Origin of the sequence: Kitasatospora sp. NPDC085879 (assembly GCF_040686255.1) — a bacterium.
Lineage (GTDB): Bacteria > Actinomycetota > Actinomycetes > Streptomycetales > Streptomycetaceae > Kitasatospora.
This window is the reverse complement of record NZ_JBFBJZ010000119.1, coordinates 1-13,253: the sequence shown is the minus strand read 5'-3', so window position 1 is coordinate 13,253 and position 13,253 is coordinate 1. Positions and strand designations below refer to the sequence as shown.

Annotated in this window: 19 protein-coding genes and 1 pseudogene; 4 read left to right on the top strand and 16 right to left on the bottom strand. The window is 72.4% G+C overall.

All coding sequences use genetic code 11. The features are described from left to right. The 10 genes from AB0P35_RS39685 to AB0P35_RS39640 form a co-directional block, all read right to left on the bottom strand. On the bottom strand, positions 1-243 hold a 243-nt coding region (locus AB0P35_RS39685; RefSeq protein WP_363520969.1), incomplete at its 3' end, for a hypothetical protein. 193 nt (positions 244-436) lie between these two features. Then, complete coding sequence (locus AB0P35_RS39680; protein ID WP_095877621.1) at positions 437-673, bottom strand: DUF6296 family protein; 237 nt, start codon at positions 671-673, stop codon at positions 437-439. 5 nt (positions 674-678) lie between these two features. Then, entirely contained in the window at positions 679-1,080 is a 402-nt protein-coding gene (locus AB0P35_RS39675) for an STAS domain-containing protein (protein ID WP_363520966.1), read from the bottom strand. A gap of 170 nt (positions 1,081-1,250) precedes the next feature. Then, positions 1,251-1,514, bottom strand: coding sequence for a hypothetical protein (locus AB0P35_RS39670; RefSeq protein ID WP_095877623.1), 264 nt, complete (start codon positions 1,512-1,514; stop codon positions 1,251-1,253). After that, on the bottom strand, positions 1,504-1,926 hold the full coding sequence (locus AB0P35_RS39665; RefSeq protein ID WP_095877624.1) for a helix-turn-helix domain-containing protein: 423 nt from the start codon (positions 1,924-1,926) through the stop codon (positions 1,504-1,506). The genes AB0P35_RS39670 and AB0P35_RS39665 overlap by 11 nt, the downstream gene beginning before the upstream one ends. Positions 1,927-2,136: 210 nt before the next feature. Further along, positions 2,137-2,388, bottom strand: coding sequence for a hypothetical protein (locus AB0P35_RS39660; protein WP_363520963.1), 252 nt, complete (start codon positions 2,386-2,388; stop codon positions 2,137-2,139). A gap of 40 nt (positions 2,389-2,428) precedes the next feature. After that, positions 2,429-2,842 carry an STAS domain-containing protein gene (locus AB0P35_RS39655; protein WP_363520960.1) on the bottom strand — a complete coding sequence of 138 codons (414 nt, stop codon included), beginning with the start codon at positions 2,840-2,842 and terminating at the stop codon, positions 2,429-2,431. A 5-nt stretch (positions 2,843-2,847) separates the two neighbouring features. Further along, a complete protein-coding gene (locus AB0P35_RS39650; RefSeq protein WP_363520958.1) occupies positions 2,848-3,198 on the bottom strand; it encodes a hypothetical protein in 351 nt (116 codons plus the stop codon). A 279-nt stretch (positions 3,199-3,477) separates the two neighbouring features. Next, positions 3,478-3,720, bottom strand: a complete 243-nt coding sequence (locus tag AB0P35_RS39645; RefSeq protein WP_095877627.1) for a hypothetical protein — start codon at positions 3,718-3,720, stop codon at positions 3,478-3,480. Further along, entirely contained in the window at positions 3,717-4,871 is a 1,155-nt protein-coding gene (locus AB0P35_RS39640; RefSeq protein WP_363520955.1) for an inorganic phosphate transporter, read from the bottom strand. Before AB0P35_RS39640 ends, AB0P35_RS39645 begins: the two co-directional genes overlap by 4 nt. A 649-nt stretch (positions 4,872-5,520) precedes the next feature. Here AB0P35_RS39640 and AB0P35_RS39635 point away from each other — a divergent pair. From AB0P35_RS39635 to AB0P35_RS39620, 4 genes and pseudogenes are all read left to right on the top strand, one after another. After that, entirely contained in the window at positions 5,521-5,967 is a 447-nt protein-coding gene (locus AB0P35_RS39635; RefSeq protein ID WP_257019570.1) for a hypothetical protein, read from the top strand. Positions 5,968-6,065: 98 nt separating this feature from the next. Next, positions 6,066-6,479, top strand: a complete 414-nt coding sequence (locus AB0P35_RS39630) for a hypothetical protein (RefSeq protein ID WP_257019571.1) — start codon at positions 6,066-6,068, stop codon at positions 6,477-6,479. Positions 6,480-6,659: 180 nt separating this feature from the next. After that, entirely contained in the window at positions 6,660-6,932 is a 273-nt protein-coding gene (locus tag AB0P35_RS39625; RefSeq protein ID WP_218835843.1) for a glycosyltransferase, read from the top strand. 430 nt (positions 6,933-7,362) lie between these two features. Continuing rightward, positions 7,363-7,926, top strand: a pseudogene (locus AB0P35_RS39620) (NAD(P)H-dependent oxidoreductase); the annotation flags it as partial. Between the two features lie 1,303 nt (positions 7,927-9,229). Here the strand turns inward: AB0P35_RS39620 and AB0P35_RS39615 are convergent. From AB0P35_RS39615 to AB0P35_RS39590, 6 genes are all read right to left on the bottom strand, one after another. Beyond that, complete coding sequence (locus AB0P35_RS39615) at positions 9,230-9,412, bottom strand: hypothetical protein (protein ID WP_179419752.1); 183 nt, start codon at positions 9,410-9,412, stop codon at positions 9,230-9,232. Positions 9,413-9,530: 118 nt separating this feature from the next. After that, complete coding sequence (locus AB0P35_RS39610) at positions 9,531-9,923, bottom strand: hypothetical protein (protein ID WP_144298850.1); 393 nt, start codon at positions 9,921-9,923, stop codon at positions 9,531-9,533. 886 nt (positions 9,924-10,809) lie between these two features. Next, positions 10,810-11,493, bottom strand: coding sequence for a DUF6766 family protein (locus AB0P35_RS39605; protein ID WP_095877631.1), 684 nt, complete (start codon positions 11,491-11,493; stop codon positions 10,810-10,812). A gap of 83 nt (positions 11,494-11,576) precedes the next feature. After that, positions 11,577-11,987 (bottom strand): hypothetical protein, encoded by a 411-nt coding sequence (locus tag AB0P35_RS39600; protein WP_179419753.1) that lies wholly within the window; start codon positions 11,985-11,987, stop codon positions 11,577-11,579. 215 nt (positions 11,988-12,202) lie between these two features. Further along, on the bottom strand, positions 12,203-12,799 hold the full coding sequence (locus tag AB0P35_RS39595; RefSeq protein WP_363520950.1) for a DUF3618 domain-containing protein: 597 nt from the start codon (positions 12,797-12,799) through the stop codon (positions 12,203-12,205). A 62-nt stretch (positions 12,800-12,861) separates the two neighbouring features. After that, the coding region (locus AB0P35_RS39590; RefSeq protein ID WP_363520947.1) for a phage holin family protein at positions 12,862-13,253 on the bottom strand (392 nt) is incomplete at its 5' end.

The following is a 13,253-nucleotide window of genomic DNA, read 5'->3' as shown; positions in this document are numbered from 1 at the left end:
GCGCCGGCGGCCGGTCGGGTCAGGCCCGGCGTCCGGCAGGTCGGTGTCGGCGAGGTGGCCGGGGCCGAGCCGGCGGCGGGCGCCAGGCACCGCGGGCACCGCGGGCGGCATGTCCTCGGTACGCGGCTCCAAAAACGGGGCCCGCTCGACCGGCAGCAACCGCGCCCGGTCATCGGCCGCCACGAGCCCGTCGGTCGCGGTGTCGGAGAAGAGCTGCCGCAGCAGGCGGCGATCAGCACTCATGATCACCAGTCTGGCAGCCCCGACCCTGCGTCGGACCCGACAGCACCTCGGCCCAGCACTGGCCAGCGGCGTGGTGGGCCGAGAGCGCTGCTACAGGTGCGGGCCTCGGCAGAGGCCTGTGCCGACCAGGAGGAGCGGGCGGTGCGGTCGACGTCGTCGGCGACCAGGTCGTGTCCGGCCAGCCGGTCTCGGTTCAGGGCAGGGCGACGGCGTGGAGGCAGGTGTGTCGGCCCGGGACCGTGCTGGTGGTCAGCGGGCGGGCGGCGCCGCCGTCGATCTCGACGCGCAGGGCTCCGGTCGCGTCGGCGTACACCGGGGCGCCGCCAGGGGTGAGTTCGCCGGTGGCGTGCACGATGACGACGGTCGGTGGGCGGTGCGATCCGGGTGCCCCGGGGAGGGTGACCGCATACCGGGAGGGCGGGGCGGCCATGGCTTTCACCGGGTCGGATCGGGGGCGTCGGCCAGGAGCGCCCGGACGCTGTCGTGGATGGTAAAGATCTCGTTGGTCTCGGTGATCTCCAGCAGCCGTCTGACCTGCGGGGAGAGCCCACCGAGCAGCAGTTCGACGCCGGCGGCCTGCGCGGCCAGGCGGGTTTTGAGCAGGGCGTTGAGGCCGGTGGAGTCGCAGAAGTCGAGGTCGGACATGTCGACGACCAGCCGGGACGGGCGGCGGGTCAGGGCCTGGGTGAGTGCACGCTCGAGCCGGTGGCGCTCGTCCTGGTCGACCTGGCCGTGGAGGCGGACGATGGTGGCGCCGGGGACACGTGTGGTGGTGATCCGCAGCGAGGGGGCGGTGCCGAGGTGGTTGGTGCGGGGAGGGTCGTGCTGGGCGTCCATGAGCGCACTGCCTCTTCGGGTCGGGGCGGCTTCCTTCGTTGTCGGGCCGGCAGGACGGGGCGCCATACATGCGCTTCGGCGACCGTAGTCGGGTGGGGGCCACGGTGAGGCCGTTCGTCCGGGGGCTGGTGGCCGCGGGGTGCGGCGGGCGGGTCGTCGGTGGCAGGGGTTCAGCCCCACGAGATGACGCCGCCGTCGGTGGGGCCGTGGCGTCTCTCCTCGGCCCGTACGGCGGCATGGTCGAGTTCGAGCAGGATGTTCAGTGCGGTGGCGGCTGCGGCGGCGGCCGGCATGGCGGCGGTGACCGCGCCGAACGCGCCTTTCCGGTTGCCGCTGTTCCAGCAGTCGAGCGCGGCGGCGGCCAGGTCCTTCAGCTCGGTGAGCTTGTGGACTGCCGCCACGGGCAGCTCGCCCTCGCTTCGGTCATCGGCCATGGTCCTCACCTCCCTCGTGCCGGGGCTGCGGTCGGGCGGGATCACGGGGATGGTCGCCGTGCTCATGATGATCACCGGGCTGCGTCTCGGGGTTGTCGTCGCCGCCGATATGGGGCAGGGCATCGGCGGACAGATTGAGGAGGCTGGCGATATCCCAGCCGGCCTCGGCGGGGTGACGGAAGAACGTGTTGCGGACGATGCGGTAGTGGTTGCGGCGCCCGCGCCGGGTGCGGATCAGATAGCCGGCACTCTCCAGGTCGGTGACGATGGCCTGCACAGCCCGTTCCGTCATTCCGCACATCGCGGCGAGATCCCGCATGCGCACCTCGGAGTCACGCGAGATCGCCAGCAGCACCCGGGCGTGATGAGTCAGGAACGTCCAGCTCGTACGGGGCGCGTGTTCGGTTGCCATGCCATAAGTATGAACCTGGATTCCGGTTCTGTCTGTCCCGATTGCGAAATCAGGTTGCCCAGTGCGTGTGAGCGATCCCGGCGTGAGCGATCCCGGCACAGACGGCTCCCCCGCAGCGAGCGAGTCGGAGCACATCAATCGCTGATCATCAGCACCACGGCGCAGCGCGGCTGGGCGGTGCGAAGTTCGGCGGGGCGGACCTCCCCGGGGTCATCCCAGCCACTGGCCGGCGGGACCGCCCCGCCGCTCCTGGTCGCTCTCTGCCCGGGCGCGCTCCAGTTCCAGGAGCACGTTCAGTGCGGCGGACGCGCCCGCGGCGGCGGGCATGGCGGCGGTCGCCGCCTCGTACGCCGTCTGCAGGTCGCCGCGCTGCCAGGCATCCGCGGCCAAGTCCGTCAGGTCCTGCAGCTCGGTCAGCCGGACCAGCGCGGCCTCGGGGACCGACTCCTCCGTCTCGCCCATCCGGCCACCATCACCGCGCCAATGTGTCCCCGCTGGTCGGTCAGGCGTTCGGCCGTACCGGGCCGTGCCCCGCGTCAAGATGGTCCGCGACCAGATGCAGGGTGTCGGTAAAAACCATCAGCCGGTCCAGCTCCGCAGTCGAGGCCGCCAACCCGATCGAATGCCCGGCCTGCCTCGCATGCTCACACGCCCCCGCCAGCGCGACCACGCCCGCCGCATCGCACTCCCCCACACCCTGCAGGTCCAGGACCAGGCCTTCCGGGCACGCCCCGGCCGCCGCCAGCAGCTCCCCCGGCAACTCCGCGGCGCAGCGCCCATCCAGGACGCCGGAGACCAGCAGCGCCGTCACCCCCGGGGCCGCCGCGAGCCGAAGCGACAGCACCCCGCCAGCCAGCGTGCGCACGCCCAGCGGACCCGGCGCCTCGGAGCCGGGCGGCCTGCGGTCATCCGACATGGGCATCACACCCGCCTCCCACCTGTGGAACGCCGCCGCACATGACCAGCGTCCCCCCGACCCACGCCGAAGCGCCCACTCGGCCCGGCCCGGCCCGAAAACGGGGACATTTTCGTGGCCTTCCGAGAATCCGGCAAAAAGGCGCGACCGGAAATGCCGCCCAGCCGCTGCGGCGCGCTCAGGACAGCATTGTCAGCGACACGCAGCGGCCGGAACGAGTCAGAGGGCCCCTCGACGTCCAGCCAGCCGAGGTCGGTCAGCTCAACGCTGAGGCCGGCGGCCCGGCGGCCGCGATCCTGGAAGTACACCCCGGCGAGACCGTCGGCGAGGATCTGCTGCTGCGCGGCCTCCGACATACCCGTATCCCTCGCCTCGTACAGGCTCCCGGACGATGGCGCCTGCCTCCCATCGGTCGCCCACGGCGAACTCGTCACCGCCACTTGCGACACCGCGCTGCCGCGGCGTTCCCTCATGGTGACCGTGGTCGACGGCACCACCCGCGAGCAGAGCCTCGCGCTGTGCGAGCGGATCACCGGCCTCGGCTACGGCCCCGGCGGCGCACACAAGATCGACATGCTGTCCGTGGGCGGCGGCCTGATCGCCGGCGGCGGGTCGTCCGGGCCGTCGGGGATGCGTCAGCCGTGGTTGACGATGATGAAGATGCCCCAGCCGATCGCGGCGAGAAGCACGGCGAAGCACACGCCGGCGACGGTGTAGCCGAGCGGCCCGGCAGCGGGGCGGCCGCCGGCCCCGCCCGTGGGGGACGGCGGGTTGAGGGCCCGCACGCCGATCGCGAACAGCGCGGGCAGGCCGGCGCCCGCGAGCAGCCCCACCACGATGATCTTCCACAGGGCGTTCAGGTTGATCCAGGAATTCACGGCTTCCCCTCGTCCACAGGGGGACTCGGAACGACTGAGCCCGTCCACGCGGCGTTGACGTTCTCCGGGGTAACGGCCGGGTGACGGGAGGCCGCGTAGAACGCGATCGAGGCCAACACCAGCACGACGAAGATCACCACCACTCCGGCAGTCCCTCCGATCCCGTTCGCGACCCAGTAGGCCAGCGCGCCGACGACCGCCGCGGCCGGGAGGGTGATCAGCCAGGCCGCCACCATCCGGTGGGCGATGTGCCAGCGCACCACCGCGCCCTTCTTTCCGACACCGGCGCCGAGGATCGACCCGGTGGCCACGTGGGTGGTGGAGAGGGCATAGCCGAAGTCGGTGGAGGAGAGGATGACCGCGGCCGACGCCGATTCGGCCGCCATTCCCTGCGGCGCCTCGATCTCCACCAGTCCTTTGCCGAGCGCCCGGATGACCCGCCAGCCGCCGATGTACGTGCCGAGTGCGATCGCCCCCGCGCAGGAGGTGATCACCCAGGTGGGGGCCTTCGCTCCGGCGTCGAGTGTCCCGTTGGCGATCAGGGCCAGGGTGATGACGCCCATGGTCTTCTGGGCATCGTTGGTGCCGTGGGCGAGCGAGACCATGCACGCCGAACCGACCTGGCCGAGCCTGAAGCCGTGCCGACGGGGTCCTTCGGCCACGTCGCGGGTGAGGCGGTAGACGAGGTAGGTGCCGACCGCGGCGACCGTGCCGGCGATGAAGGGCGCGAGTGCGGCTGGCACGATCACCTTGGAGACCAGCCCTTGCCACTTGACGGCCGAGCCGCCCGCCGCCGCCATCGTCGCCCCGACCACGCCGCCGATCAGCGCGTGCGAGGAACTGGAGGGGATCCCGAGGAACCAGGTGGTCAGGTTCCACAGGATGCTGCCGGTCAGGCCCGCCATCACCACGGTCAAGGTCACGTCCTGGCTGTCGACCAGGCCACTGGCGATGGCCGCGGCGACCGCTGTCGACAGGAACGCACCGATCAGGTTCAGCACCGCTGAGACGGCGACCGCGACGCGCGGGCGGAGGGCTCCGGTGACGATCGATGTCGCCATGGCGTTGCCGGTGTCATGGAACCCGTTGGTGAAGTCGAAGCCCAAGGCGGTGGCGACCACCAGCGCCAGGACCACGTCGTTACCCGTCACGGGCACGAACGTACCTGCCCGCCCCGCCGGCCCCCCGCCCGCAACACTCAAAGGCCGCCTATGCTCCGAGGCACCATCCGATCGGACCAGCGACTACTTGCCCCACATCACACACCGCACAGGCGTCGGCTCCCCCGCACGCCACAGCGCGGCTGGCATATGGGGAACGCAGGGGACAAGAGGGCCGACGGCATCCACATCCTCCCGACCCGTAGACCGCGTGGCGCAGCCACGAGACACCCCGATCCTTGCAGGGCAGACCCATGCCTCACGCGTCGTGGCCGGCCGTGCGAAGGCCGTCTCGGACCGCCCGAACGGCCTGCACCGCGGCCGAGCAATCGGGCCGCCCGCACAACCGGCCTTCCGTCCGTCCCGGACGGAAGGCCGTCGAGTTCGCAGCCCGCCGGCGGACGGCTATTCCCGTTCCCGGCGCTCCCGGCCCGGCGCGGCTCCGGCCGGGCGGTCTCCTCGGGGTCGAGGGGCGGTCCCGGGCCGAAACCGGCGGCCGCCCGTGCCGTGCGCAGGCCGCCCGGTCCGGACGGTCCGGACGGTCCGGACGGGGCGGACGGGGCGGGTCGTTTACCGGTCCCGTCCGGGTGCAGACGCGTTGCGGGAGCGTCATCATTGTCGGGGTCGGGAGGAGGCGGCCGTGGACGCAACGGTTCTGGCCGATCGGAAGGCCTTACCGGTCTCCCGCCGGTACGCCGGGGGCGGGCTCCGTCCAGTGCGCGTCGCCTCCGTCCCCGCCGGTCACGTCTACGTGCGGCACCTCGCCTCGCTCGGCGCGCGCTGGCCGGTGACCAGACTGGCCGACCCGCGGCCCTGCGGGGCGCCCAGCAGTTCGCAGCGCTGGTGGCCGCCGGTGATGCTCGACCCGGTGTGGGTGCGGGAGAATGCCGACCGGTTCGACGTCTTCCACCTGCACTTCGGGTTCGACGCGCAGACGCCCGAGCAACTGGCGGAGCTGGTGGAGGAGTTGCGGCGCCGGCACAAGCCGCTGGTGTACACGGTGCACGACTTGGAGAACCCCACCACGCGGATCCGGGCCTGCACTGCCGCCAGCTCGACGTGCTCGTCCCGGCCGCGCAGCGGCTGATCACGCTGACACCCGGTGCCGCAGCTGCCGTCTCGGAGGGGTGGCGGCGGTCGGCCGCGGTCCTCCCGCATCCGCACGTCGTGGATCCTCCTGCGTTGATGCGGCGGCGCCCGTCGCGCGACGTGTTCACGGTGGGGGTGCACGCCAAGAGCGTCCGGGCGAACATGGCACCGCTGCAGGTGATCGATGTTCTCGCGGAGGTCGTCCCCGGCCTGGCGGACGCCCGATTGCGGGTGGACGTCCATCCGGAGGTCGCCGATCCGGCCGCCCACTGCTTCGCGCCCGAGGTGCTGCCCCGGCTGCGGGAGCTCGCCGCGCGGGGGCTGGTGGACCTCCGCGTCCACGACTACTTCGAGGACGACGAGTTGTGGGCCTACCTGCAGGAGCTGACCTGTCGGTGCTGCCGTACCGGTTCGGCACTCATTCGGGCTGGCTGGAGACCTGCTTCGACCTGGGGACGGCGGTGTGCGCGCCCGCGTGTGGCTTCTACTCCCAACAACGGCCGTGCCTGACATACCGGCACGACCGGAACGGGCTGGACGGGCGGTCCCTGGCGGACGCGGTGCGCACGGCCTGCGAACAGCGTCCCGCCTGGCGGGCGGCGCCACGGCCGAGGGCCGCCGAACGGGAGATGCTGGCGGGGGCCCACTACCGGATCTACCGCGCCCTGCTGCCGTGAAGGTCCCGTTGCCATGACCGCTCTGCGCATCGCGTTGATCGCCTCGGTCCGCTTCCCGATCCGGGAGCCGTTCGCGGGCGGGCTGGAGGCGCAGACCTGGGCACTGGCCCGCGCGCTCACCGAACGCGGGCACCGGGTCACCCTGTTCGCGGCGCCGGGTTCGGACCCCCGGCTGGGCGTCGCCGAACTACCGGTCCACCGGCCGGTGATCAGCCCGGCCGCGGCCGCGGACCGCAGCATGCCCTCCCCCGTCTGGATGCGGAGCACCACGCCTACCTGCATTTGATGCTGCGGCTCGCCGACGGCCGGGACGGCGGTCCTCGCCGGCCCGGTGGGCGACCGCCGCTACTTCGAGCGGGCCGTCCTGCCCCGCCTGGATGAGCGGGCCCGCTACGCGGGGCACCTGCCGCAGCATGAGCTCGCCCGCCTGGTCGGCCAGGCCTGCGCGACGCTGGCGACCCCGTGCTGGGACGAGCCCTACGGCCTGGTGGTCGCCGAATCACTGGCCTGCGGGACACCGGTCTGCGGATTCGCGCGCGGCGCCCGGCTCCCTCCCCTCGAAACGTCTGGCAGTTTGTCGACGTGTGCCGTCGCCGCGCACCGCCCGGTGGGCGGGCCGGCCGCCCGCTTGGCAGACGACCAATGCTGGCACTCACCCGGGTGGCTTCCACCTCTCGGGGAACATGTGCAAGGGACGGACGGGGTAGCCGGGGTCCATGCGAATACTCATCATCAACTGCACCCTCAAGCCCTCCCCCGAGCCGTCGAACACCGAGGCGCTGGCCTGCGTGGTCGACGCCGAACTGACCCGCCGCGGGGTCGAAATGGAGACCGTCCGCGCGGTGGACCTGAACCTGCTGCCCGGCGTGAAGACCGACATGGGCGACGGCGACGACTGGCCCGCCGTGCACGAGAAGGTCCTGGCGGCCGAGATCCTCATCGTCGCGTCCCCGACCTGGGTCGGGCGGCCGTCGTCCGTCGCGCAGCGCGTGCTCGAGCGCATGGACGCGATGATCTCCGAAACCGACGAGCAAGGACGCCCGCCCGGCTACGGCAAGGTCGCCGGCGTGGTGGTAACCGGCAACGAGGACGGCGCCCACCACGTGATCAGCGAGATCAGCGGAGGCCTGGTCGACATCGGCTACACCGTCCCCGCCCAGGCCTGGACCTACTGGCACCTCGGCCCCGGACCCGGCCCCAACTACTTGGACGAGGGCAAGGGCCACGAGTGGGCCCACACCACCGGCCGCACCATGGCAGCCAACCTCCACCACGTCGCTCCTCGCTCGCAGGCCGCCCCTGGCCCGCACCCGCCCAGTAGGGCGACGTCCACCGCGGGCCCGTTGGTGGTGGCACCGTCGGCGGCCCCGTGGTTTGGTGCGCCCGCGCGGCGACCAGACGCACGGATGCGGCTGCCGGAAGGACCGGTCCAAGGATCCGGCAGCCGCCCGGGCGCCAGCCGCGTTCCACGGCCCGCTCGCGCCCCACGGTGATGCCGAGAGGCGCCCTGCTTTGGGGCCCAGGGCGGGGCAGCCGCCCGCCCAGGGACCGACACGCTCCCGTCCTCACCGACAACTCGCTCGCTCTGCTCCAGCAGGGCTGCGCATGGCTTCCGAACCTGCGCCGTCGCCGGCCGAGCCCCGTGGTGCAGACCCGGCTGCTGGGACGGCCCACTGCCGGGTCTGCACGGCCCGGACGCCGTCCGGTTCTTCTACGACGAACGGCACGTCCGGCACAGCGCGGCGCTGCCCGACCCGTCAAGAGCACCCTGTTCGGCCACGGTTCCGTCCACGGTCTCGACGGCCAAGTCCACCGGCTGCGCAAGGCGACGTTCCTCGGGCTGCTGGCGGATCCCGGCCGGATCCGTGCGCTGGTCGACAGTGTCGGCGTCGCCTGGGCCGCCGATACCGCCGTGTGGAGCGGGCAGGCGCGCATCGAACTGCTCGACGCCTGTGCCCGGCTCCTCACGGCGGGTGTCTGCCGCTGGGCGGGGGTGCCGCTTGCCGATGGCGACGTGCCGGCGCTCGCTCGTGATCTCGTCGCGATGGTCGACGGGTTCGCCGGGCCCGGCCCGCGCGGCACTGGCGTGCGCGCCTCGCGCGCCGGCGCCGGGAGGCGTGGCTCGCCGATCTCGTCCGGCAGGTGCGGGGCGGCGCGGTGCAGACGGTGGCGGAGCACCGCGGCGTGGGCGCGACACTTGGAGTTGCGGGTGGCCGCGGTGGAACTGCTGAACATCCTGCGGCCGACCGTTGCCGTCTGCTGGTTCACCGTCTTCGCGGCACACGCCCAGGCCCGCTGGCCCGCCACGCGTGACCGACTCGCCCAGGGCGACGCCGCGTACGCGGAAGCACTCGTCCAGGAGGTCCGCTGCTTCTACCCGTTCGCCCGTCCGTCGCCGGGAGGGCTGCTCAAGACCTCACGTTCCAGGGCGAGGCGATCGGCGAAGGTACCTCGTGCTGCGCGATCTGTACGGGCAGCACCACGATCCGGCGCTGTGGCAGGGCCCGTACACGTGCCGACCGGAACGCTTCCTCCGTGTCCCCGACAGCATCGAACACCTGATCCCCGAGACGCCGTAACGGGTCACCGGTGCCCGGGCAAACTCGTCGTCTCCCTACTCAAAGCCCTGTCCCAGAAGCTGGCCCGGCTCGAATACACCGTGCCGGAACAGGACTTGTCCATCTCGAACAGGGCGCCCGCCAGCACGCCGCCGAGGGCACCCACCACCATGCCGACCGGCTCGTAGACGATCCCGGTGAGACTCACGACTTGCCTCCTGCTCCTGCCTTCCAGTCGGGGCCGGCCACGGCGGACAGGCGCAAGCCACGTGCCGACGGGGTCACCGCCCCCGCCCGAACCGGCCGTGGCCGGGGTGGTCCGGTGCTCAGTGCCCGGAGGTGGGGCTGTCGGGTTCCTGGGGGTCGACGCCGGTGTGCGCGCCCGCATCACGGCCACCGCTCGGCCGACCAGCCGGGCCCTGCGCGCCCTTGTCGTGCCGGTGCTTCGACGAGGCCGGGCTCTGCGCGGTGTCCTCACCCCGGCGGCCCTCGCTCTCCACGATGTCCCCGGGCACCGGCCGGTCCTCCTCCTCCGCGTGTTCCTGTCCCGGCCCGGCCCCGGGCGCGTAGGTGTCAGGGTGGAAGGAGCGGCGTGCGCTGTCGTTCGGCTCCTGGTGTTCCTCGTCGATGTCGCCCGACCACCCGTGGTGGGCGCCCTCCATCCGGCTGGCCTGCCCCTCCTCCATGGACGGATGTGCCTTCGCCGACCGCTCAGTCATGATCGTCACCTCGCTTCGTAGAGTCCGACACGGCTGTCGAACTCTCCCGGCGCCTGTCCACCCCGCAGATGCTCAACCCTTGTCGCCCAGGGCTCTCCGCTCAGTGCAGTAGTTCACGATCCGGGTTTGGCCGGCCTCCAGCGGCTGGAAGGAGCCATGCCTGTCTGCTGCACATCAGCCAGTAGTCGGCCGGCTGATGGTGTACTCGCCGGTCCCCAAGCCCCTGCCCGCGAACGGCAGTGCACACAGTGCCAGCGCTACGGGAAGCAGGTGCCGCTGGCCGCTCTGAGTGGTTCCGTCCCGACCGGCGTACGCGCGGGCGTGAACGGCGTGGAGGAGGTGGAGTTCGAGGGCGTGCGGCGTGCCCATGCCCGCTCCGGTCCTGGGCTGCACCGGATCTTGCGGAGCGATCAGGCGGCGGCCGACCAGGGGCTGCTGTGGTGGCTGTCGGCCGCGGGCGCCACGGTGGTCGACCGGCCGGCGAACCGCCGCTGGGGCCCTCCAGGCGTTCGGCGCGATGCTGACCGCGCAGCTGCTGGCCGGCGGCGTCGCCAAGCGGCTGGTCCACCGCGCTCGGGCACCGGCCGGCCGGCTGGACGGCAGGACGGCAGGACGTCGCCGAACCACAACGCTGCCGGTCCGGCGTTCGCCGCCGACGGACGATTGCCGATCTTGGTGCGGCGAGCGTCTTGCCGCCGCAGTGGTCGGAGCGGCGCGGTCCACAGCGGCGCGCACCACCCGAGCGTTGGCGCAGCCGGCCGCCACGGGCCTGGTCGCCGCGGTGCCGGTGACTGCGTCAGCCGCTTCCTGCCGCGGTCGGACTGCCCCGCTCCTTGACGGGCGACCGCAGCGCAGACTTCTCGGTTCGCGGTCGGCGGGCCGGACGTCAGCCTTCGACGCCGGTGGAGGTGTGGGCGGCGCCGACAGGTTTGGACTCCGGTGAACCGCGCTGACGCAGGTACACGGAGAGGATGGCCATGGACGCGACCGCGAGGAGTTCGGACTGCCAGTTCTGCAGGGTACGGCTCCAGAAGTCGGCGGACAGCACGTACTGGCCCCAGCTCACCGGGGCCTGCAGATCGCGCAGCTGTTCGGCGTTGTAGGCGGACCAGCCGGTGATCGACTGGGAGATCCAGGAGCCGAGGAAGAACACAGCCATGACGATGCCCAAGGATCGGGAGTACACGACCAGGCGCAGCCCCGGCTCCTTTGCCCAGGCGGGGGACTCGGCGGTGGCGTGCGGGCCGATCTTCTGTTCGTGTTCCGACTCCGTGCCGGCCTTGTCCAGGCTCTTGGACTCGGGCGAACCGCGTTGGAGCAGCCAGACGGTGCCGAAGATGTAGAGGAAGAACTGCAGGTACTCCGACTGCCAGTTCTCGGTGACGTCGACGGCGAAGTCGGAGCTGGCCAGGTAGTCGGCCACACCGAGGGGTTGGAGGCCTGTGGCGACGAGCTGATTGTTGAGGTCCGCGCGGCCGGCGGCGGCCTGCCCGGCGAGGGCGAGCAGGAAGGCTGCGCCGAAGGCGAGCGTAAGGCTGTTGTCCCGCAGGAACCTTGCCGTCCGGTTCACCGCTGCAGCGCTCCGATCGTGGTGAAGTAGGCGAGGCCGCCCATGACGGTCACGATGCACAGGACGAACAGGCTCCGCATCCCTCACGCTCCCTTGATCTCGCACTGGTACGGGCGCTGGTCGCGGGGCTCGCAGCCCGCGGCGGTGACCTTCCAGCCGTCCGGGAACACGGACAGGAGGAGCGTGTCGCCCTCCAGCACCACGCGGGCCTGCTGGCCGAACACGTCCACCCGCCGCACCGGCCCGCCCGCGGGCAGGTCGACCTGGGCCAGGGCCTGCTCGCAGTCCGCCTTCTCCTGGTCCTCCAGTTCCTCGCGCGTGCCGGGGGCGAGCGTCCCGCAGACCGCCGCGGCATCCGAACGGCCCGCGGCATCCTCGAACCCGGCCGCGACGGCAGCCGCCGCGTCCTCACGCCGTGAGACCTGCCCGCACCCCGTGAGGACGACCAGGGCGGCAGCACCTGCCACCCACACCCACCGCACCCGCAGCGTCATCCCTCTAGGGCACCACGCCCGCGAGGAGAGGCCAAGGAAGCGCGGCCGACGCCCTGAGATCCTCCGGCAGAAGACCCTGCGGCCGCGACGCCACCGCCCAACAGCGCTTCACCTCCCACAGCCAGCCGATCGACCGCGCCGAGGCTCACCGGATCAACTCCGCGCGGCAGGACAGAACCTGCTGAACCACACCGCCGCCCGCTGCTCGGCCGACTTCAGGTCGTCGACGGTGCGCTGCCCGGCGGTCTCTGCGGGGCCCTTGGTGTTGTCTGCAGCGTCCTGTGCGGTGGACCGCACGGACTGCACTGTCTGAGTGGCGGGTTCGCGCAGTTCGTCGCGGACCTCCTGAGCCGCGTCGACGGCGGCCTGCTTGGCCGGCTCCAGCAGCTCCGGGTGTTCGCGCAGCATCGCCCGGCCGCGCGCTCGGCCGCGCTCGCCGGCAGCAGGGCGGCGGCGAGCAGGCCCGCGCCGAACGCCATGATGCCGGCGGCCAGCGGGCTGCCCTGGGTCTGCCGCCGCAGCTTCGCGGGGGGCTGGAGGCCGTCGCCGATCTGGGTGGCAGTGTCCTTGGCGGTGGCACCGACGCTCTCGGCGGTGCCGGCGGCGGCCGCGCGGTGTGTCGATGCTCCGGTGTCGTGGGCGGTGCCCATCACTCGCTCCTTGATTCCGGTCACCCTGCTGCGGGCGGCGTCGGCCTTGCGGTGGGCCACCCGGCTGGGGGTGACCCGGTCGGCGAGGCGGTCCACGCTGCGCGCGAGGTGCGCGCGCCGGGCCTCGACCTCGGTCCTCAGCTCGTCTGGTGTCGCGCCCATGCGGCGTCCTCCTTCAAAGTCTCCACGGTCTGTTCGGGCTTCAGGCGCACGGCCCTGAGCCGCTACCGGCCGGCGCGGTACAGCACGGCGCCGGTCACCGCCCACACGACGGTGACGATCAGGGCCGCCCAGGCCAGGTTCATCACGTTCCCCAGCGCGAAGACGACGGTCAGGCTGGCCAGCACCAGCACGAGGTGGCCGGCGTAGCCTGCGCCAGCGAGCATGCCCGAAGCCTTGCCGGCCTTGCTCGCCTCCTGTGTGATCTCCGCCTTCGCCAGATCGATCTCGTCGCGGACGAGTTGGCCGAGGTCACTGGTGATCTCGCCGATCAGAGGGACTGGGCGCCGTCGGGGCGGGCCGCGTCGGCGGCCGTTGCACCGGCGGGCCGACCGCCGGGCGGGGCCGCGGCCGGCCGCGGCGGTGCTGCGTCCGGGTGCGCCGCGGTCTGTTCGGA

Excerpts from the sequence above, each read along its gene's own strand:
- AB0P35_RS39600 (WP_179419753.1), bottom strand. The coding sequence starts at position 11,987 with ATGACGCTGCGGGTGCGGTGGGTGTGGGTGGCAGGTGCTGCCGCCCTG.
- AB0P35_RS39660 (WP_363520963.1), bottom strand. The coding sequence starts at position 2,388 with ATGGGCGAGACGGAGGAGTCGGTCCCCGAGGCCGCGCTGGTCCGGCTG.
- AB0P35_RS39650 (WP_363520958.1), bottom strand. The coding sequence starts at position 3,198 with ATGTCGGAGGCCGCGCAGCAGCAGATCCTCGCCGACGGTCTCGCCGGG.
- AB0P35_RS39630 (WP_257019571.1), top strand. The coding sequence starts at position 6,066 with ATGCGGCGGCGCCCGTCGCGCGACGTGTTCACGGTGGGGGTGCACGCC.
- AB0P35_RS39680 (WP_095877621.1), bottom strand. The coding sequence starts at position 673 with ATGGCCGCCCCGCCCTCCCGGTATGCGGTCACCCTCCCCGGGGCACCC.
- AB0P35_RS39610 (WP_144298850.1), bottom strand. The coding sequence starts at position 9,923 with ATGACTGAGCGGTCGGCGAAGGCACATCCGTCCATGGAGGAGGGGCAG.
- AB0P35_RS39675 (WP_363520966.1), bottom strand. The coding sequence starts at position 1,080 with ATGGACGCCCAGCACGACCCTCCCCGCACCAACCACCTCGGCACCGCC.
- AB0P35_RS39595 (WP_363520950.1), bottom strand. The coding sequence starts at position 12,799 with ATGGGCGCGACACCAGACGAGCTGAGGACCGAGGTCGAGGCCCGGCGC.
- AB0P35_RS39655 (WP_363520960.1), bottom strand. The coding sequence starts at position 2,842 with ATGTCGGATGACCGCAGGCCGCCCGGCTCCGAGGCGCCGGGTCCGCTG.
- AB0P35_RS39665 (WP_095877624.1), bottom strand. The coding sequence starts at position 1,926 with ATGGCAACCGAACACGCGCCCCGTACGAGCTGGACGTTCCTGACTCAT.
- AB0P35_RS39625 (WP_218835843.1), top strand. The coding sequence starts at position 6,660 with ATGACCGCTCTGCGCATCGCGTTGATCGCCTCGGTCCGCTTCCCGATC.
- AB0P35_RS39670 (WP_095877623.1), bottom strand. The coding sequence starts at position 1,514 with ATGGCCGATGACCGAAGCGAGGGCGAGCTGCCCGTGGCGGCAGTCCAC.